Annotated in this window: 21 protein-coding genes; 16 read left to right on the forward strand and 5 right to left on the reverse strand. The window is 42.2% G+C overall.

Features of this window, described 5'->3' with window-relative positions; translation table 11 throughout:
• Nucleotides 1–14: 14 nt before the first annotated feature.
• Complete coding sequence (locus ACIGG7_RS15355) at nucleotides 15–155, reverse strand: small acid-soluble spore protein P (RefSeq protein ID WP_397550361.1); 141 nt, start codon at nucleotides 153–155, stop codon at nucleotides 15–17.
• Nucleotides 156–270: 115 nt separating this feature from the next.
• On the opposite strand from ACIGG7_RS15355, the gene ACIGG7_RS15360 reads away from it, so the two are divergent.
• Nucleotides 271–528 (forward strand): hypothetical protein, encoded by a 258-nt coding sequence (locus ACIGG7_RS15360; RefSeq protein ID WP_224940747.1) that lies wholly within the window; start codon nucleotides 271–273, stop codon nucleotides 526–528.
• Nucleotides 529–680: 152 nt separating this feature from the next.
• Here ACIGG7_RS15360 and sspO read toward each other — a convergent pair whose 3' ends face one another.
• Complete coding sequence (gene sspO / locus ACIGG7_RS15365; RefSeq protein ID WP_224940746.1) at nucleotides 681–830, reverse strand: small acid-soluble spore protein O; 150 nt, start codon at nucleotides 828–830, stop codon at nucleotides 681–683.
• A 320-nt stretch (nucleotides 831–1,150) separates the two neighbouring features.
• Between sspO and acnA the strand changes: the two genes are divergently transcribed.
• From acnA to ACIGG7_RS15400, 7 genes are all read left to right on the forward strand, one after another.
• Nucleotides 1,151–3,862, forward strand: coding sequence for an aconitate hydratase AcnA (gene acnA, locus ACIGG7_RS15370; protein WP_397550183.1), 2,712 nt, complete (start codon nucleotides 1,151–1,153; stop codon nucleotides 3,860–3,862).
• A 145-nt stretch (nucleotides 3,863–4,007) separates the two neighbouring features.
• Nucleotides 4,008–4,595, forward strand: coding sequence for a peroxiredoxin family protein (locus tag ACIGG7_RS15375; RefSeq protein WP_397550184.1), 588 nt, complete (start codon nucleotides 4,008–4,010; stop codon nucleotides 4,593–4,595).
• 164 nt (nucleotides 4,596–4,759) lie between these two features.
• Nucleotides 4,760–4,906, forward strand: a complete 147-nt coding sequence (locus tag ACIGG7_RS15380; protein ID WP_098354592.1) for an FbpB family small basic protein — start codon at nucleotides 4,760–4,762, stop codon at nucleotides 4,904–4,906.
• A gap of 103 nt (nucleotides 4,907–5,009) precedes the next feature.
• Nucleotides 5,010–5,153, forward strand: coding sequence for an acid-soluble spore protein N (locus ACIGG7_RS15385; RefSeq protein ID WP_044336998.1), 144 nt, complete (start codon nucleotides 5,010–5,012; stop codon nucleotides 5,151–5,153).
• 76 nt (nucleotides 5,154–5,229) lie between these two features.
• Nucleotides 5,230–5,448, forward strand: coding sequence for a small acid-soluble spore protein Tlp (gene tlp / locus ACIGG7_RS15390; RefSeq protein WP_224940743.1), 219 nt, complete (start codon nucleotides 5,230–5,232; stop codon nucleotides 5,446–5,448).
• A gap of 184 nt (nucleotides 5,449–5,632) precedes the next feature.
• Nucleotides 5,633–6,049 carry an acyl-CoA thioesterase gene (locus tag ACIGG7_RS15395; protein ID WP_397550362.1) on the forward strand — a complete coding sequence of 139 codons (417 nt, stop codon included), beginning with the start codon at nucleotides 5,633–5,635 and terminating at the stop codon, nucleotides 6,047–6,049.
• Nucleotides 6,050–6,120: 71 nt separating this feature from the next.
• Complete coding sequence (locus ACIGG7_RS15400) at nucleotides 6,121–6,426, forward strand: hypothetical protein (RefSeq protein ID WP_397550185.1); 306 nt, start codon at nucleotides 6,121–6,123, stop codon at nucleotides 6,424–6,426.
• A gap of 50 nt (nucleotides 6,427–6,476) precedes the next feature.
• Here the strand turns inward: ACIGG7_RS15400 and ACIGG7_RS15405 are convergent, their stop codons facing one another.
• A complete protein-coding gene (locus ACIGG7_RS15405; RefSeq protein ID WP_224940741.1) occupies nucleotides 6,477–6,767 on the reverse strand; it encodes a HesB/YadR/YfhF family protein in 291 nt (96 codons plus the stop codon).
• Nucleotides 6,768–6,886: 119 nt separating this feature from the next.
• On the opposite strand from ACIGG7_RS15405, the gene ACIGG7_RS15410 reads away from it, so the two are divergent.
• Nucleotides 6,887–7,147 (forward strand): hypothetical protein, encoded by a 261-nt coding sequence (locus ACIGG7_RS15410; protein ID WP_397550186.1) that lies wholly within the window; start codon nucleotides 6,887–6,889, stop codon nucleotides 7,145–7,147.
• A 55-nt stretch (nucleotides 7,148–7,202) separates the two neighbouring features.
• Here the strand turns inward: ACIGG7_RS15410 and ACIGG7_RS15415 are convergent, their stop codons facing one another.
• Nucleotides 7,203–8,357, reverse strand: a complete 1,155-nt coding sequence (locus ACIGG7_RS15415) for a CapA family protein (RefSeq protein ID WP_397550187.1) — start codon at nucleotides 8,355–8,357, stop codon at nucleotides 7,203–7,205.
• Between the two features lie 226 nt (nucleotides 8,358–8,583).
• A complete protein-coding gene (gene plsY / locus ACIGG7_RS15420; RefSeq protein ID WP_397550188.1) occupies nucleotides 8,584–9,168 on the reverse strand; it encodes a glycerol-3-phosphate 1-O-acyltransferase PlsY in 585 nt (194 codons plus the stop codon).
• A 199-nt stretch (nucleotides 9,169–9,367) separates the two neighbouring features.
• Between plsY and ACIGG7_RS15425 the strand changes: the two genes are divergently transcribed.
• The 7 genes from ACIGG7_RS15425 (at nucleotide 9,368) to parC (ending at nucleotide 18,704) form a co-directional block, all read left to right on the forward strand.
• Nucleotides 9,368–10,645 carry a purine/pyrimidine permease gene (locus tag ACIGG7_RS15425; protein WP_397550189.1) on the forward strand — a complete coding sequence of 426 codons (1,278 nt, stop codon included), beginning with the start codon at nucleotides 9,368–9,370 and terminating at the stop codon, nucleotides 10,643–10,645.
• A gap of 196 nt (nucleotides 10,646–10,841) precedes the next feature.
• A complete protein-coding gene (locus tag ACIGG7_RS15430; RefSeq protein ID WP_397550190.1) occupies nucleotides 10,842–11,825 on the forward strand; it encodes an ABC transporter ATP-binding protein in 984 nt (327 codons plus the stop codon).
• Nucleotides 11,822–12,478 (forward strand): ABC transporter permease, encoded by a 657-nt coding sequence (locus tag ACIGG7_RS15435; RefSeq protein ID WP_224940736.1) that lies wholly within the window; start codon nucleotides 11,822–11,824, stop codon nucleotides 12,476–12,478. Before ACIGG7_RS15430 ends, ACIGG7_RS15435 begins: the two co-directional genes overlap by 4 nt.
• Before the next feature lie 23 nt (nucleotides 12,479–12,501).
• Entirely contained in the window at nucleotides 12,502–13,401 is a 900-nt protein-coding gene (locus ACIGG7_RS15440; RefSeq protein WP_224940735.1) for a glycine betaine ABC transporter substrate-binding protein, read from the forward strand.
• Nucleotides 13,402–13,602: 201 nt separating this feature from the next.
• The gene (locus tag ACIGG7_RS15445) at nucleotides 13,603–14,010 is read left to right on the forward strand and encodes a CoA-binding protein (RefSeq protein WP_224940734.1); all 408 of its coding nucleotides are present in this window, start codon (nucleotides 13,603–13,605) and stop codon (nucleotides 14,008–14,010) included.
• A gap of 281 nt (nucleotides 14,011–14,291) precedes the next feature.
• Entirely contained in the window at nucleotides 14,292–16,262 is a 1,971-nt protein-coding gene (gene parE, locus ACIGG7_RS15450) for a DNA topoisomerase IV subunit B (protein ID WP_397550191.1), read from the forward strand.
• A gap of 3 nt (nucleotides 16,263–16,265) precedes the next feature.
• Nucleotides 16,266–18,704, forward strand: coding sequence for a DNA topoisomerase IV subunit A (gene parC, locus ACIGG7_RS15455; protein WP_397550192.1), 2,439 nt, complete (start codon nucleotides 16,266–16,268; stop codon nucleotides 18,702–18,704).
• The last annotated feature ends 59 nt before the right edge of the window (nucleotides 18,705–18,763 follow it).

The raw sequence follows: 18,763 nt of genomic DNA on the forward strand, positions 1-18,763 counted from the left end.
CCCTCATGTATAGATTACATATCGTGGTGACTATTATTTTTTTGACGGGAATGGTTACGATTCTTTACTTTATGTGATCCACTCAAAGGCTCAGGCTGTCCCGATTGTTTTGGAGCATTTTTACGCATATCTTTGCCATCATTTTTGTTCATGATTCATCCCTCCTATCATTTAGAATGCTTTTTTAATGAATGAATTATTCACACGTATGGATACAATCGTGTTTGGCTATACTAAAAAAGCTAATTTCTGATTAAGGAGAGATCAATCATGCCTTACCATAAAAACAAGCAGCAGGCGTTTCAAGCGGCTGAACAGAGCGTGACGGAAGTACAGAATACGGTCAATGAGCTTGTACTTGATGGAGCAAGCTACGGCTCACAACTGGCTCATCTCAAAAATGAAGTGAATGAGGCCTATCAACAAATCGAAAATGCACTTGAAGTGGCTTCGGATACTCAACGTGCCCAACTTCAGCAATTCAAATCCGACTTGTCTTCTATTGTGAATGAAGTAAATGAACAATAGATTCAACCCGCTTATGGCTACTATAAAACCCACCTTGTTGAATATTCAGCAAAGTGGGTTTTATTCTTTCCATAAGCGGGTAGGGGAAAAGAGGTAGGGTTGGAGAACATCTCGGCCCATTTCTGCTTGACTGACATGTTCAGCCTTACCAGTTACTGGTTTGTTTTTCGTTTTTTATTAAACTGACGTTGTGCTGCAGTCAGTGGTTCATTGGAATACTCTTCATTGTATCCGGCACCCTGGCCTTGTGATTTCGCTGCATTCATTCCGTTCATAACATGATTTGATTTACGTTTTGCCAATGTAGAACACCTCCATGTAGATAGAATGCCACTTAACAAGGCTCCCTATTAAAGGAAAAGGCTAACAGATTTATTTTTTCAAAATAATATTAATTGAAATCTGACACGATTTGACAAGGTGAAAAATGTTGTTATACCAATATTTCTCTAGAAACCCAAAGGAGTTTAATCATTTAGATAAGTAAAACTTATCAAAAACAATAACTTTATTGTTATTTACTTATGTAATCGCTTGTATTAAGATGTAAATGTGAGAAAAGTTCGTTTAGAACGAAAACTTTTCGACTTATTGTGTGATGTAGTTTAGAGGGGGAATCGAAATGGCAAAGAACGATGTATTTAATGCACGATCTTCTTTCGAACTAGAAGGAAAACGTTATCATTATTATCGTTTAAAAGCGCTTGAAGAAGCAGGAGTAACAAAAATTAACCGTTTACCTTACAGCGTAAAGGTACTCTTGGAGTCTGTACTTCGTCAATTTGACGGACGTGTCATTAACAAAGAACATGTTGAAAACTTAGCAAACTGGGGATCCACTGAAGTGAAGGATGCAGAAGTTCCATTCAAGCCTTCACGTGTTATCCTTCAGGATTTCACTGGAGTCCCTGCGGTAGTGGACTTAGCGTCTCTACGTAAAGCAATGGCGGATATCGGTGGAGATCCTCAAAAAATCAATCCGGAAATCCCGGTTGATCTTGTTATCGACCACTCTGTACAGGTTGACAAATACGGTACAGCGAATGCATTACAAGCCAATATGGACCTTGAGTTTGAACGTAACGCAGAGCGTTATCAATTCCTTAGCTGGGCACAGAAGGCATTTGAAAATTATCGTGCTGTTCCACCGGCAACAGGGATCGTTCACCAAGTAAACTTAGAATACCTGGCAAACGTCGTTCACGCTATTGAAACAACAGAAGGTGATTTTGAAGCATATCCGGATACATTGGTTGGTACGGATTCTCATACAACTATGATCAATGGTATCGGTGTACTTGGATGGGGTGTAGGTGGTATTGAAGCAGAAGCAGGAATGCTTGGTCAGCCTTCTTACTTCCCTATTCCTGAAGTTATCGGGGTAAAACTGACTGGTGAGCTTCCTAACGGAGCGACTGCAACAGACCTTGCCCTTAAAGTAACACAGGTATTACGTCAAAAAGGTGTAGTAGGGAAATTCGTCGAGTACTTCGGTACGGGTGTAGCAACATTACCACTTGCCGACCGTGCAACGATTGCCAACATGGCTCCGGAATACGGTGCAACGTGTGGTTTCTTCCCGGTTGATTCAGAATCACTTGATTATCTGCGTCTGACTGGACGTGAAGAGGCACATATCAACATGGTTGAAGAGTACTTAAAGAAAAATGACATGTTCTTCACACCTGAAAAAGAAGAGCCAACATACACTGACGTAGTGGAAATTGACCTTTCAGCAGTGGAACCAAATCTTTCAGGACCAAAACGTCCACAAGATTTAATCCCACTTTCTGATATGAAAGAAGCTTTCCATAAATCGATTACGGCTAAAGAAGGCGTGCAAGGTTTCGGTCTGGATGCTTCTGAAATTAACAAAACTGCCAAGTACACTACAGAAGATGGAAAAGATGTTGTGATGCCAACAGGTGCGATCGGAATCGCTGCCATTACTTCATGTACCAACACATCTAACCCATACGTTATGTTAGGTGCCGGCTTAGTTGCGAAAAAAGCAGTGGAACTTGGAATGAATGTTCCAGATTACGTTAAAACATCCCTTGCTCCAGGTTCTAAAGTGGTAACTGGTTACTTAAGAGATTCAGGTTTACTGTCTTATCTTGAAGATATCGGATTTAACTTGGTAGGTTACGGCTGTACAACGTGTATCGGTAACTCTGGTCCACTTCGTCCAGAAATCGAGAAGGCTGTATCAGAAGCTGACTTACTATTGACGTCCGTACTGTCAGGTAACCGTAACTTTGAAGGACGTATCCATCCACTAGTAAAAGCAAATTACCTTGCTTCACCACCGCTTGTTGTTGCATATGCATTGGCAGGTACTGTGGACATCGATCTTCAAAAAGATTCTTTAGGTAAAGATAAAGATGGTAATGATGTATTCTTCAAAGATATCTGGCCATCACAAGATGAAGTGAAGGATGCTGTTAAATCAACCGTTACACCTGAATTGTTCCGCAAAGAATATGAGCATGTCTTCTCTGAAAACGAGCGCTGGAATGAAATCAAAACAAGTAACGAACCACTTTACAGCTTTGATGAAACATCAACTTACATCCAAAATCCAACGTTCTTTACAGGACTAGCGACTACACCTGAGGACATCCAAGGGTTAAGCGGTCTTCGCGTTGTTGGTAAATTTGGAGATTCTGTTACAACCGACCATATTTCACCAGCAGGTGCCATCGGAAAGGATACACCAGCAGGGAAATATCTTCGTGCGAATAATGTAGAACCTCGTGACTTTAACTCTTACGGTTCACGTCGTGGTAACCATGAAGTGATGATGCGTGGTACGTTTGCAAACATCCGTATCCGTAACCAAATTGCTCCTGGTACAGAGGGTGGCTTCACTACTTATTGGCCTGAAAATGAAGTAATGCCAATGTATGATGCGTGCATGAAGTATCAACAAGATGGTACTGGGTTAGTTGTTCTTGCAGGTAAAGATTACGGTATGGGATCTTCTCGTGACTGGGCAGCGAAAGGTACGAATCTTCTTGGTATCAAGACGGTTATCGCTGAAAGCTATGAGCGTATTCACCGTTCGAACCTTGTGATGATGGGTGTTCTTCCACTTCAATTCAAGAAGGGTGACAGCGCAGAATCATTAGGATTGACAGGTAAGGAAACAATTTCTGTCAATGTGACCAACGATGTAAAACCTCGTGATATCCTAACTGTTTCAGCTGTAGCTGAAGATGGTTCAAAAACAGAATTCGAAGTACTGGCTCGTTTCGATTCTGAAGTAGAGGTAGACTACTACCGTCATGGTGGTATTCTTCAAATGGTTCTTCGTAATAAATTACAAGCATAAGATGCTTTAAAGCCCCGGTTTATCCCGGGGCTTTTTTTAATCATCATCCACGTTCCCTCCTTCAACTCGTAAAATCCATGACTAAAGAAAGACAAGCCTTCATAAGATGATAGTAAATATCCGTTTTAGGAAGGGAGACACTCTTTTGAAATCCATTTTTGGCATTTTGCTTGTCACTTTATTAGTCTTTTCATTCTATATAGAGAATAAATCCTCTCCGAATTCCTTCACTAAGAACACGTTTCAACAAAGTGAAACCTATAACCAATTGATCGATATTGAAGAGGGAGAGACTGCAGAAGCCACTCCTGTTGAAAACGATTCCGGCCCGAATGTGGGAGATGCGGCCATTGATTTTAAGCTAAAGACGTTGAGTGGGGAAGCCAAGACATTATCTGAATTGAAAGGGAAGAAAGTGATTGTGAATTTCTGGGCTACCTGGTGCCCTCCTTGCAAAGAAGAGATGCCTGTCCTGCAGGAGTTTTATGATAAATACGGCAAGGACGTTGAAATACTCGCCATCAACATCGATCCGCAATATAACGTTAAAGAATACCAAGCATCACTGGGTCTGACATTCCCCATCCTATTGGACACAGATGATAAAATCAACAATGCCTACGACATCCTGACTGTCCCAACTACGTATATCATCAACGAACAAGGCATCATCACCCATAAGCAAATAGGAGCCATCACCGACATCGATACCCTTAAGTCCCTGATTAAGTAAGGGACGGACCTTCATACAGTGAGATGATGCCACAGACGTACAAGAAATAATGACTTGAACAGCCACAGACACCCATCAATCGCTCCAAATGTGACCTTTGTTTAAAATATCTGACATTTGGATATACTATTTATACAAACACATGAGAGAGCGAGGGGATCGACATGCGCAGACCAAGGAAAAAATCATTTGCGGATCTTGTGAAAGAAAACAAACAACAACTCCTATTGGATCAGGATGCTATTGATGCCATTGAAGAACGTATCGATGCAAGACTTGAGATTAAGCGCCCTATAGGCAAAGCCGAGTAAGAAATTACGAGGCTTATTTTTTTTGCTTTCCTTTATTACTGCCAATTATTACGCCTATTCATCCTTCCGAATTTGGTAATCATACTAGTAAGGGGGGAAGTTGATGAGTAACTCAAAGGGAAGTCCGAATCATTTTGCACCGAATCATATCGGTACGCAATCAAGAGCCGCTGGAGGCAACAAAGGAAAGCAAATGCAGGATAAATCAGGGAAGCATGCACAAGTCATCCAAACGAAGGGTGAATAACGCTTACCTTTATAAGAGGTAAAGAGGGATTGACCTTAGAGGTCCGTCCCTCATCATTGATGGGAGGAATGTTAGAATGGCATGGAATAAACCGAATCCGGATGATCGTAGTGATAATGTTGAGAAGCTTCAAGGTATGGTTCAGCATACAATCGAGAATATAGATCGAGCAGAGGAATCAATGGCTTGTACGGATAGCGAAGAGCAGCTTCAATCCATTCAGGCTAAGAACGAACGTCGCAGAGAGAGCCTTCAGGCGTTTCGCAGCGAAATCAAGGACGAGTCGAAGCAATAAAGGGAACAGCCCGGACAGAAAGGCTAAAGGAATAGTTGCCTTTCTATCCGGGTCATTTTATTATTTTTCATCAACATCTCATTTCGCTAATTAGGAGCCTTATCCTCCGAAGCCAATTAATTCTATGCCTGACGCAACTATGATAAAATGGACAGGATACTGATTAGATAAAGAGGGTGTAATGATGCAGATTTCAGAGAAAACCATAGAAGTAAGATATGCCGAAACCGATCAAATGGGCGTTGTCTATCATGCAAATTACCTTGTTTGGATGGAACTAGGTCGTACAAAACTTATTGAAGACCTAGGATTTAGATATGCTGATATCGAGAAAGAAGGAATTCTCTCCCCAGTCATCGATTTGAATGTCAGCTATAAATCACCCGTTCGCTATGGAGAAAAAGCATTTATTAAAACATGGATTGAAGAGTACGATGGACTCCGCATTACATATGCATATGAAATCTATAATGGAAAAAACGAACTGGCCATCACTGGACAATCGAAACATGTGTGCGTCAAACAGGAGAATTTCCGTCCTATTTCAATAAGAAAAATGTTTCCTCATTGGCATGATGCGTATGAAAAGGCAAAAAAGTAATTCGGGTTAACTTCTTCGATTAAACCTTTTCCCTGGATTTCCTCAGAAAATAAATTGGAAAGGAAAACGCCATGGCATTCGGACTAACAAAAGTAGAACTAAAAGAATGGAAACAGCAAGTAATGAAGGGTGAGATTGCCTTTCTGACACACTTCTGGCTGGATGAACGCTTTCCCAATGCACGTTCTGTAACAAAAGTTGGCTGCTCAGACATCGCTGCATTATCCCGGTGGGGAGAGAAGTATGGCTTGAAGAAGGAATGGATCCATCAAAGGGATGACGGCTTCCCCCATTTTGATCTATTAGGGGATACCCAATATGACATCCTTTTAAAAGAAGGTCTTCATGATCATATTTCACGTTTTGTTAAAGGATAGCGGTATTTTCGTGAATGCAAAATGGCTGGCGAAGGCCAGCCATTTCTTTCTTACTTTTTATATTCGTAAGATGGTTCTTGAAGATTTTGGTCGTACTCAACGTATAAATCATGACCATCAAAGTACCATAAATCTCTCTCTTCGATAAAAAACTCCCGATTTTCAATTTCGATACGTTTGCCAAGAACCACGGGTTCGTCTTTGTTCACTCCTAATGAAAAACCATCATGCAGAGGACTGGAACCCCCGTACCTTACGTAAAAACGAACTTGTTCACCTTCCTCTACAAGCATTTCGTTTTTAAACCAAGTAAGAGCTTCTTTTGAAATATGTATGTTCATTGATGAGACTCCTTTCTCTACAGGTATTTCCAGAGCGTTTCTGGACAAAGCAGGTTTCATTTCATATTATATACATTGTAAGACTGAACATCTACTAATACGCAAAAAGGATGAGCGTGATGAAAACACAAGCACTACTCTATTACATAGGTGCATTTATTTTTGCCGGTCTAATTGTATTGACTCTTTTACAATTGCACGACATGAAGTATCAAATGGAAGCAGGCGTTTTCATTGTTGTGGCTGCTCTCATATATTACGGGATGGTTACCCTATTCTTCAAGGGCACCCGTAAGACCTTCTTATTGGTTAATGCGTTGTTGGCCGTGTTTGCTCTTGCAGGCATATTCTTCAATTCATTCATATTCGGTGGTCATTAAAAACGAGCTTCCTAAAAGGGAAGCTCGTTTTTTTACATCAATAAAATGGTTTCGCTCATTCCGGCAAACCGTTCACCATATGTGAAACCATGTCATTTTCCGTGTAGGCTATCATGCCATTTTTGCTTGCAAAATCGAGAGGGTAGATCCTGTAGTTTCTATAATGATTCTCTGACACAAACGTCGGCTGGAATTGAATGGATGGAAACGAAATGGTCGAACCTGCGGGATTCATCGCTTTCTCAACCTGAACCGTTACCATTCCCCCGATATCTTTATAGTCATCCTTCTGACCTGAAAGAAAATTCCCAAGTGAATACACAACAACAGCATTCCTTCCATCACTCGTTTTATACGTTTGGATTGGCTGCAGAACATGAGGGTGGTGGCCAAATATGATATCAACCCCATTATCCGTCAACACCTTTGCCAGCCTTTGCTGTTCCTCAGAAGGGTATCGTTGATATTCATTTCCCCAATGCAGGCTCATTACCACCAGATCGATATCCATTTCTTTAGCCTTCTGGATTTCCTTGATCATTTTTTGTTCATCAATTAAATTGACTAGATACTCTTTTCCCTCAGGGACAGGGATTCCATTCGTCCCATATGTATATGAAAGAAGGGCAAATTTGATTCCATTCACATTAAAAGTTCGTATCCGATTTTGGTCTTCACGGCTTTTAAAAGCCCCTACATAGGGCATGGAGATTTTCCCGTAATAGTCAATCGCGCTCAGAAGACCCTTTTCACCCTGATCCAATGAATGGTTGTTAGCTGTGGTCACTACATCCACTCCAACATCCTGAAGAGATTTAACAATTTCTTTCGGACTGTTAAAAAGCGGATAGCTCGAAACACCCAATTCCACACCACCCGGGGTTGATTCCTGGTTGGCAATCAGGAAATCAGGGGAAGATAGCATCTCTTTAACGGGAGAAAACATAGGGGTGAAATTATATCCAGATTGATTTTTGGCATCTTTATAAACGGTATCATGAATGAGGATGTCACCAATGGCAGCAAGGGAAGCAGTCGTTTTGATCGATTTCCCTGATGCTTCAACCTCCCTGGTCGTATGCAGGATTGAAGTAAACTTATCCTCTTTGGAAGATGTCCTCCAATCGGAATACTGGCTTGTCATGATAAAACCGCTCAGTAATACCAAAGAAATGCAGACGATCATCCCTATCATTATACGCTTTTTCATATTCATCATCCTTTATTTAGGGCACTACGTTCATTTTACAAAAAAACAGGGGGAAAAGGGTAGCTATTTGGAGAATTTTGAGGAATATTCTCATTGAATGTCCTACGTTTCCTCATCATCTTACACAAATGCAGGATGAGCCATACCTTTTTCAGGCAACAAAAAAAAAGCCACCATTGCAGCGGGACAACCAAGTGGGCTGCCTGTTGCTAAGGTCGCTTTTTAGTTAGAGCCATTTAATTTTAGGTTCGGTCTTATTTTTGATCCGTACAATATTGGCCCTGTGTCTGTAAACGACAAAAATGGTCAGGATTCCTACAACGATGATCAGGGGAATGTCCCCAGTAAAGACTGAATACGTAAAAGCAAGGACCGCTGCTATCATCGAGGAAAGAGACACATACTTCGTCAAATACAAGCAAAGAAAGAAGACGGCAAGCAAGATTATAAATAAGATGTAATTATAACCTAAAAGAACACCTGCAGATGTAGCTACAGCCTTTCCTCCCCTGAAGTTTGCGAAAACAGGATACATATGACCAATGACGGCAAAGACACCAGCCAATAGCATGTGTACATCACTTGAGAGCATCAATGGCAACAGGGTGGCAAGCGTTCCCTTTAGAATATCCATGATGGTCACGACCATTCCGGCTTTCACGCCAAGGGTTCTGAATGTGTTTGTGCCACCAAGGTTGCCGCTCCCATGTTCACGGATATCTTTGCCATAGAACGTCTTACCAATCAACAAACCTGATGGAATGGAACCTAATAAATACGAAAGTATGAGAATAAGGGCAAAAATCATCATCACTGCTCCTTTGAAAATAACTATTCCGCTCTTATTTTAACATGTTTTCCCTTTAAAGGGGAGAAATTAAGAGAAATAATTAGTACCTGTTCTTAAAACTAGATAACATTACATAAAATTCCTTACTGACCATCATCTAATGAACGGAAGTATGTTAAAATGGACACACTTTATATTGTTGAAATGAAGGTGTACATACATGCAAATCGTTTTATCAGCTCTCCAATGGGTCGCCTTTATGGTGGCGGGATCAATCGCTGCCCCCATTGCGATTGCGGACTTATTTCAGCTGTCAACGGCGGATACTGCTGGATTTATTCAGCGGACGATATTCGTTTTAGGGGCAGCGAGCCTCATTCAGGCTCTATTTGGGCATAAACTGCCGATCAACGAAGGACCTGCCGGATTGTGGTGGGGAGTATTTGCCATTTATGCAGGATTTGCGGGGACTCTTTATAGCAGTCATAAAGAAGTACTATCCGTTCTTCAGGGAGGGATGATCGTCAGTGGAGTGATATTCTTCATTCTTTCTGCCACAGGGCTTTTAAAGAAGCTATCTTCCTTATTTACTCCGGCGATTACATTCGTTTATCTGATGCTGTTGATATTGCAATTAAGCGGGTCTTTTATCAAAGGGATGTTCGGAATCCAGCATGAAGGGCAATCCATGGAGCCGCTCATCCTCCTCGGAAGTGTTCTCACTATCCTGGCTGCTTTATACTTTTCCAATCACAAGCGGAAATGGATTCAACAATATTCGATCATTCTTGCCATGATTACGGGATGGCTTATCTTTATCATAATGGGACTTGGTAAGAGTGCCTCTGTTTCAGACAGCTGGTTTTCTTTACCCCATGTCTTTGTTTTCGGAGCACCCGTATTTGATACTGGAGTCATCGTGACCTCAGTATTCATCACGTTCCTCTTGACCACCAATATGATCGCTTCCATCCGGGTGATGGAAGAATTGTTGAAAGCGAAAGGCCAGCCTACTTATGAACGGTATACAAAGAGCGGATTTGCTTCAGGTCTTAATCAGTTATTAGGAGGAGTGTTTTCTGCCATTGGGTCTGTTCCTATTTCAGGTTCTGCCGGATTTGTTGCTGCAACAAAAATGTATTCGATCATTCCATTTATCATTGGCAGCGGAATCATCATGGTTATCAGCTTGATCCCTAAGATCATGAACATATTCGCCAGTCTTCCTGCTCCTGTTGGATATGCAGTAACAACGGTCATCTTCATCAAGATGGTCGGACTTGCCCTTTCTGAATATCGAAAAGAAGAAGACGTAGAAAGAATTCATTTTGTTGCAGGTATCTCACTGATTGTGGGAGTGGGGGCGATGTTTGTTCCGGCCACTGCCTTCAAGGAAATGCCTGTCGTCATTGCATCTATATTGAATAACGGATTGATACTGGGTACTATCACGGGCATCTTAGTAGAACAGTTTATACTGAAGAAACATAGAACGTAACCAGCAAAGAATGCTTTGCTGGTTTTTTTCTGCAGTTAAAGAAATCTTTTATTCGTATGCTGTATGCCTACTTCACATTCATCACAGACTATATCATACAAATGCAGATTCATTTACAACATGTTTACCTTTTGTATAATGAGGGTATCCCTTCTATGTTTAGGAAAATTTCTCAGTTCATAAAGCAGGTGGAAAAATGATTGAATTTCAAAATGTAACAAAGGTCTACGAAGATGGTACGAAAGCCATTAAGGGAATCAACTTAACGATTCCCAAAGGAAAGCTAGTTGCCTTGATTGGTCCGAGCGGATGCGGTAAAACGACGACTATGAAGATGATCAATAAACTTATTGCTCCTTCAGGGGGAAAGATTCTTATTGACGGGAAAGACATTTCAGATACGGATGAAGTGGAACTCAGAAGAAACATAGGTTATGTGATACAGCGCATCGGACTTCTCCCACATATGACGATTGAAGAAAACATCAGTCTCATACCCCGTCTAAAAGGGTGGAAAAAGGAAGAGTATGAAGGTCGTGTGGACGAGCTGCTTAATCTTGTTGGTTTGGAACCAGACATATATAAGAATAGGTATCCCCTTGAACTGAGCGGCGGACAGCAGCAGCGTGTTGGCGTCATACGCGCCCTTGCAGCTGAACCACCGATCATATTGATGGATGAACCATTCAGCGCCCTGGACCCGATTAGCAGGGAGCAGCTGCAGGATGAACTGAAAAGCATCCAAAATACCATACATAAAACGATTGTGTTTGTCACTCACGATATTGATGAAGCGTTAAAGATAGCGGATGAGATTGCTGTCATGCGGGACGGTGAAATCGAACAGATGGCAACACCCAGAGAACTATTGATGGATCCTGCCAATGAATTCGTTAGGGCATTCATTGGCGAAAACCGACTGAAGGACCATCAGACCCATAAGCAAGTAATGAACATTATGAGGGACGATGGGGATGGGTTTCACATGATGCTTGAAGAAGAGGAATATTCATTGATACCGTTTGATTCATCTATCAAAGAAGCAGCAAGTTTACTTCTGACAACTGGAAAGCCTTATCTGATGGTAATGAAAGACGACAGGAAAATCGGGATTATCTCATCCAGTGACATCCTTCGTACAGTAGCCTCAGAAGGGTATAGGGAGGAGAACACACTATGAATGCATTCTCAATCCTTTTCATCCATACCATCACAAACCGCTCCGATGCGATTTTAACGGGGTTATTGGAACATCTATTTTTATCCTTTGTATCGATTTTCATCGCCATTGCGATATCTCTGCCACTCGGTATTTATATTTCACGTAAAAAACAGACGGCAGAATTTTTCATCGGAATCACTGCTGTTTTTCAAACGATACCAAGTTTGGCCCTGTTCGGATTCCTCATTCCTATTTTCAGCACAGGAAGTGTTACAGCCATCATCGCACTGACTGTTTATGCTCTTCTGCCGATCCTCAGGAACACCTATACAGGCATCATCGGAGTGGATGAAGGGGTCATTGAGGCAGGAAGGGGCATGGGGATGACCAACTCACAGCTGTTATTCAAGGTGGAGCTCCCGCTTGCCCTTCCGTTTATCATGGCTGGGATCAGGACCGCTACCGTCCTTACTGTAGGCGTTGCCACACTTGCGACATTCGTAGGGGCAGGTGGACTTGGGGACCTTATTTATAGAGGACTTTCCACGTGGAATAATGCACTAGTCCTCGCAGGAGCCATTCCCGCGGCCTTACTTGCGTTGAGTTTTGATTTTGTATTAAAGCTTCTTGAAAGAATGACCACACCTAAAGGCTTAAAAGCAAGAAAATAATCCATATCCAAAGGAGAGTACGAATGAAGAAGAAATTACAAGGATTCATATTCATCACCATATTATCAGTAGTGATTGCAGGTTGCGGAAATGGAGGGGGAAAAGATACCATCACTGTTTCAGGTAAGATGTGGACAGAGCAATTCATCCTAACACAAATGATGGCTGAACTTCTCAAAGAAAAAACCGACCTTGATGTAAAAGTGGAGGAAGGACTCGGAGAAGTTTCGATCCTTACACCCGCCCTTGAAAAAGGCGACATCGATGTGTACGTGGAGTATACCGGCACCGGCTTAGAAGCGGTACTGAAAGAACAGGCAAAGAAAGGCGCATCAGCGGATGAAATCCTTACACAGGTCCGTAAAGGGTACGAAAAAAAGTTCAATGTGACCTGGTTAAAGCCATTAGGCTTTGAGAATACGTATACCCTTGCATACACAGCTGATCAGGACTTTGATGCCAAAACATTCTCAGACATTGTCCCTCTTTCAAAAGATTTGAGCTTCGGTGCACCTCACCAGTTCTATGAACGTGAAGGGGACGGATACGATGCATTCTCTGAAGCGTATGGGTTCCAATTCAAAGAAAAGGAAAGTTTTGACCCGAATATTATGTATGAAGCGGTCAAAAATGGAGATGTTGACATCATTCCTGCCTTTACGACCGATGGGCGGATCCAACGGTACAAATTAAAAACGACAAAGGACGATAAAGGATTCTTTCCTCCATATGATGCTGCACCAATCATTCGTCAAGAAGTGTTGAAAGAACACCCTGAAGTAGAGAAAGTGTTGAATGAACTGGCAGGGAAGATTTCGGAGAAAGAAATGAGCGAGTTGAATGCGAAAGTGGATATGGATAAAGAAGATCCTAAGGACGTAGCGCGAGACTTCCTCATTTCAAAAGGACTAATTGAAAAATAGGATAGGATTGACCATAGATGTGTCAGGAGTGGAATGAAGGGAAATAACCCCTTTAGTCCCACCCTGACACTTCCTTTTCATCTAGATAATTTTATAAAATTTTGAAAAATTAGAGGGAAATATGATATAAAAGAAGAATAGGACTTATGAAGCAGGTCACAATGTTGTGGCTGCTATCAACGAAGGAGTGATAATCACCCTATGGAAAATCCATCAAGAACAGAAATTGGAAATATTCTCAAAGCTTCAAAACGGATAGCAGTGATTGGTTTAAGTGATAACCCTGAACGAACGTCTTATATGGTATCTAAAGCAATGCAGGATCAGGGTTATGAGATCATTCCTGTAAATCCTAAAATTGACTCGGTACTTGGAATAAAAGCAGTATCATCACTCCTAGAGATTGATGGACCTATAGATATTGTCAATGTATTCCGCCGATCGGAATTCCTTCCACAAATAGCGGAAGAATTCGATCAAATCGATTCAAACGTATTTTGGGCTCAGCTGGGTGTAGTGAATGAAGACGCTTATCGCTTTTTAAAAGAACGTGGGTATACAGTCATAATGGATCGCTGTATTAAGGTTGAACATGCTTTAACCAAATAAATCTCACTCGTAACAAGCGGCTCTTACCGCTTGTTTTTTTATCGGAAAAGCAACGGGCATAAACCGGGCAAAACAAAGGTTCATTCGATCCGTTCACGGAAATATCATTTGCGAAAATTAAATAAAACGCTACAATAAGCAATAGTGGTTTACCTCAGGAAATAAAGAATATAGGTAAACGAACAAACGTTCTTGTGTTATAGTTAATAGATACATAACCAATAATAGCTTACAAGAACTAACATTCAATAGGTTAGAGAAGTTTTGAAAGGGGAATGTTCGTGGCCAACCAGAATAAGACCATGGATTACAATGATGATGCCATTCAAGTATTAGAAGGCTTAGAAGCCGTTCGTAAGAGACCCGGGATGTATATAGGCTCTACCGATTCAAGAGGATTGCATCACTTAGTATACGAAATTGTCGATAACTCAGTCGATGAAGCATTAGCAGGCTTCGGGAATGAGATTATTGTTACGATACATAAAGATAATAGCATCTCAGTCCAAGATAAAGGGCGGGGAATGCCGACCGGTATGCATAAGCTTGGCAAGCCGACTCCTGAAGTCATCTTGACCGTTCTTCATGCAGGGGGGAAATTCGGTCAAGGGGGATATAAGACAAGTGGAGGCCTCCATGGTGTCGGAGCCTCGGTTGTAAACGCCTTGTCTGAATGGCTTGTCGTTACGATTGAACGGGACGGTATCAAATATGAGCAGCGTTTCTCTAATGGGGGTAAGCCAGAAACTACCCTTGAGAAGATTGGCAAAACGAAAAAATCCGGTACTTGTATTCATTTTAAACCAGATGCAAGCATCTTCAGTACCGTTACATATAATTATGAAACGCTCTGTGAACGCCTAAGGGAATCTGCATTCCTCCTAAAAGGGTTAAAAATTGAAATCATCGATGACCGACATGACCTGAAAGAAGTCTTCCATTTCGAAAGCGGGATTCAGGCATTCGTTCAATATCTGAATGAAGAAAAAGATGCGCTTCATACCGTAGCTTTCTTCGAAGGAAATCATCACGATATCGAAGTGGAATTCGCCTTTCAATTCAATGACGGGTTCTCTGAAAATATTCTTTCCTTTGTCAATAACGTACGGACGAAAGACGGAGGCACCCATGAAGCGGGAGCAAAGACAGCCATGACCCGAGTCTTTAATGAGTATGCACGGAAAGCAGGCATACTGAAAGATCGAGACAAAAACTTGGAAGGTACCGATATCCGGGAAGGATTGGCAAGTATCGTATCTGTCCGGATTCCGGAACATCTCTTGCAGTTCGAGGGTCAAACAAAAGGCAAACTCGGGACCAGTGAGGCACGATCCGCTGTCGATGCTGTCGTATCGGAGCATCTACTCTATTTCTTAGAAGAGAATCCGGATACAAGCTCCCTTCTTATCAAAAAATCCATTAAAGCGGCTCAGGCACGTGAGGCGGCCCGTAAAGCAAGAGAGGATGCCCGGAACGGAAAGAAACGAAAGCGTTCAGAAACCGTCCTATCAGGAAAATTAACACCAGCACAATCGAGAAATCCACAACGTAATGAACTTTATCTAGTGGAGGGTGATTCAGCAGGTGGGTCTGCCAAACAAGGCCGAGACCGTAAATTTCAGGCGATCCTTCCTCTGCGGGGGAAAGTCATCAACACGGAAAAGGCAAAGCTGCAGGATATCTTTAAAAACGAGGAAATCAATACGATCATTCATGCTATCGGAGGCGGTGTAGGACCAGAATTCAATGTTGACGACATCAATTATGACAAGATTGTCATTATGACCGATGCCGATACAGACGGAGCTCACATACAGGTTCTCCTGTTGACCTTCTTCTACCGCTATATGAAACCATTATTAGAAGCAGGAAAAGTGTATATTGCACTTCCCCCGCTGTACAAAGTAAGTAAAGGTACAGGCAAAAAGGAAAAACTTGAATATGCATGGACGGATGATGAGCTTCAAGGGGCCATCTCCAAAGTTGGAAAAGGCTATATGATCCAGCGCTATAAAGGTCTTGGGGAAATGAACGCTGACCAGCTTTGGGAAACGACGATGGATCCTGAAACACGCGCGTTGATCCGAGTTCGCATTGATGATGCCGCTCGCGCCGAACGACGTGTCACCACACTCATGGGTGACAAAGTAGAACCGCGCCGTAAATGGATTGAAAGTAATGTAGCTTTTGGTTTAGAAGAAGACGGAAGCATTCTGGAAAATGAAAACATTACGGTGCCAGAGGAGGGGTAATAGATGACAACTGTAGAAAGATATCAGGATTTACCTCTGGAAGAGGTGCTTGGCGACCGATTTGGCCGTTATAGTAAATACATCATTCAGGAGCGTGCATTACCGGATGCACGCGACGGGTTAAAACCAGTACAACGACGCATTCTTTACGCCATGTATGTTGATGGAAACACCCAGGAGAAAGGCTTCAGAAAATCGGCTAAAACCGTTGGTAATGTTATCGGTAACTATCATCCACATGGTGATACATCCGTGTATGATGCCATGGTTAGGATGAGTCAAACATGGAAGGTACGTAACTTCCTTGTTGAAATGCATGGTAACAACGGTAGCGTCGATGGTGACCCTCCTGCTGCCATGCGTTATACTGAGGCACGTCTTTCTGCCATTTCAATGGAGCTTCTTAGGGATATTGATAAAAAAACCGTGGAGTTTGTCCCGAATTTCGATGATACATCAAGCGAGCCGACAGTCTTACCCTCTCGGTTCCCGAACCTTTTAGTCAACGGTTCTACCGGTATATCGGCCGGGTACGCAACCGACATTCCACCACATCACCTCGGTGAAGTCATTGATGCTGCCATCATGCGTATGGATAAGCCTTATAGTACAGTCGATGATCTTATGACGGTACTAAAAGGACCCGACTTTCCAACCGGGGGTATCATCCAAGGGGTCGATGGCATAAAGAAAGCCTATGAAACCGGAAAAGGGAAAGTCGTTGTGCGGGGTAAAGCAGATATTGAAAATATCCGCGGAAGCAAACAACAAATTGTCATAACGGAAATACCTTATGAAATTAATAAAGCGAATCTCGTCAAAAAAATGGATGAATTCCGTGTTGATCGAAAAGTGGAAGGAATCGCAGAAGTCCGTGATGAAACGGATCGTGATGGAATGCGTATCGTCATTGAGTTAAAGAAGGATGCGGATGCAAACGGCGTGTTAAACTATTTATACAAAAATAGTGACCTTCAGATCGCCTACAACTTCAATATGGTCGCTATACATAACCGTCGCCCTAAACTGATGGGGCTCCGGGAACTATTGGATGCCTACATCGAGCACCAAAAAGAAGTGGTAACCAACAGGACAAAACACGACTTGAATAAAGCGAAGGATCGACAGCATATCGTTGATGGCTTGATTAAAGCACTTTCCATTTTAGATCAGGTGATTGCTACTATCCGTGCTTCAAAAGATAAGCGCGATGCTAAAGACAATCTCATTCAGAAATTTCAATTCACCGAAGCCCAGTCAGAAGCGATCGTCAGCTTACAGCTATACCGATTAACTAATACGGATATCACAGCACTCGAGGCCGAAGCGGAAGAATTAGCGAAAACGATTGCAGAATTGACGGCGATTTTAGAAAGCGAAAGCAAGCTTTACAGTGTCATCAAGAAAGAATTAAAAGCGATCAAAAAGCAATTCGCTGATGAGAGACGAACCCGCATTGAAGATAAAATCGAAGAAATTAAGATTAACCTGGAAGTTCTGATTGCCAGTGAAGATGTGATGGTAACCGTTACCCGTGATGGATACATGAAACGGACAAGCCTTCGTTCTTATTCTGCCTCAAATGGCCAGGATCTCGCCATGAAAGAAACAGACAGGCTGCTTGGACAATTCGAGATGAACACAACAGATGTCCTTCTTGTCTTTACAAACAAAGGGAACTACATCTATTGTCCGGTCCATGAGCTTCCTGATATCCGTTGGAAGGATCTTGGTCAGCATGTGGGGAACATCGTACCGATCGACCGGGATGAACAAGTGCTTAAAGCCATTCCGATCAAGGAATTTGATCCGGCACATTATTTACTCTTTGTGACGAAAAACGGGATGATCAAGCGGTCCGAGCTTCCTCAATACAAAGCACAACGATACTCACGCCCACTTGTGGGAATCAATCTAAAAGGTGAAGATGAGCTGGTGGATGTTCACTTAACAGATGGAACACACGATGTATTCATCGCCACACATTTAAGCTACGGACTTTGGTTCTCAGAAGAAGATGTAAACATTGTGGGACCAAGGGCAGCAGGCGTAAAAGGGATCAACCTAAAGGAAGACGATTTTGTTGTATCCGGCAAGATCGTGAAAGAACCGGCAAAGGATTTCATATTCTTAGCTACCCAACGGGGTGCCGTGAAGAAAATGAAGTTAGCGGAATTCGAGAAGACATCTCGTGCCAAACGCGGAGTCATCATGCTGAGGGAATTAAAATCCAATCCCCATCGGGTAGTCAGCATAGAAGTTGTAAAAGACCCGGACAAAGTGGGACTGATTACGACAAAAGGCAAGTCAGAAGAGGTAATTGTCTCAGACCTTAGGCCAAATGACCGCTACTCAAATGGATCCTTCGTCATCGATGAAGGGGATAGCGGTTCAGTGTGTGAAACATGGGCAGAGTCTCCAGTACCTGATACAAAAGAATAGCTTTCAAAAAAACGACCAGGATATTTTCTGGTCGTTTTTTCTATTTCAACATTCCCTAA

It is taken from the genome of Rossellomorea sp. NPDC077527, assembly GCF_044542955.1.
GTDB classification, from domain to species: domain Bacteria; phylum Bacillota; class Bacilli; order Bacillales; family Bacillaceae_B; genus Rossellomorea; species Rossellomorea aquimaris_E.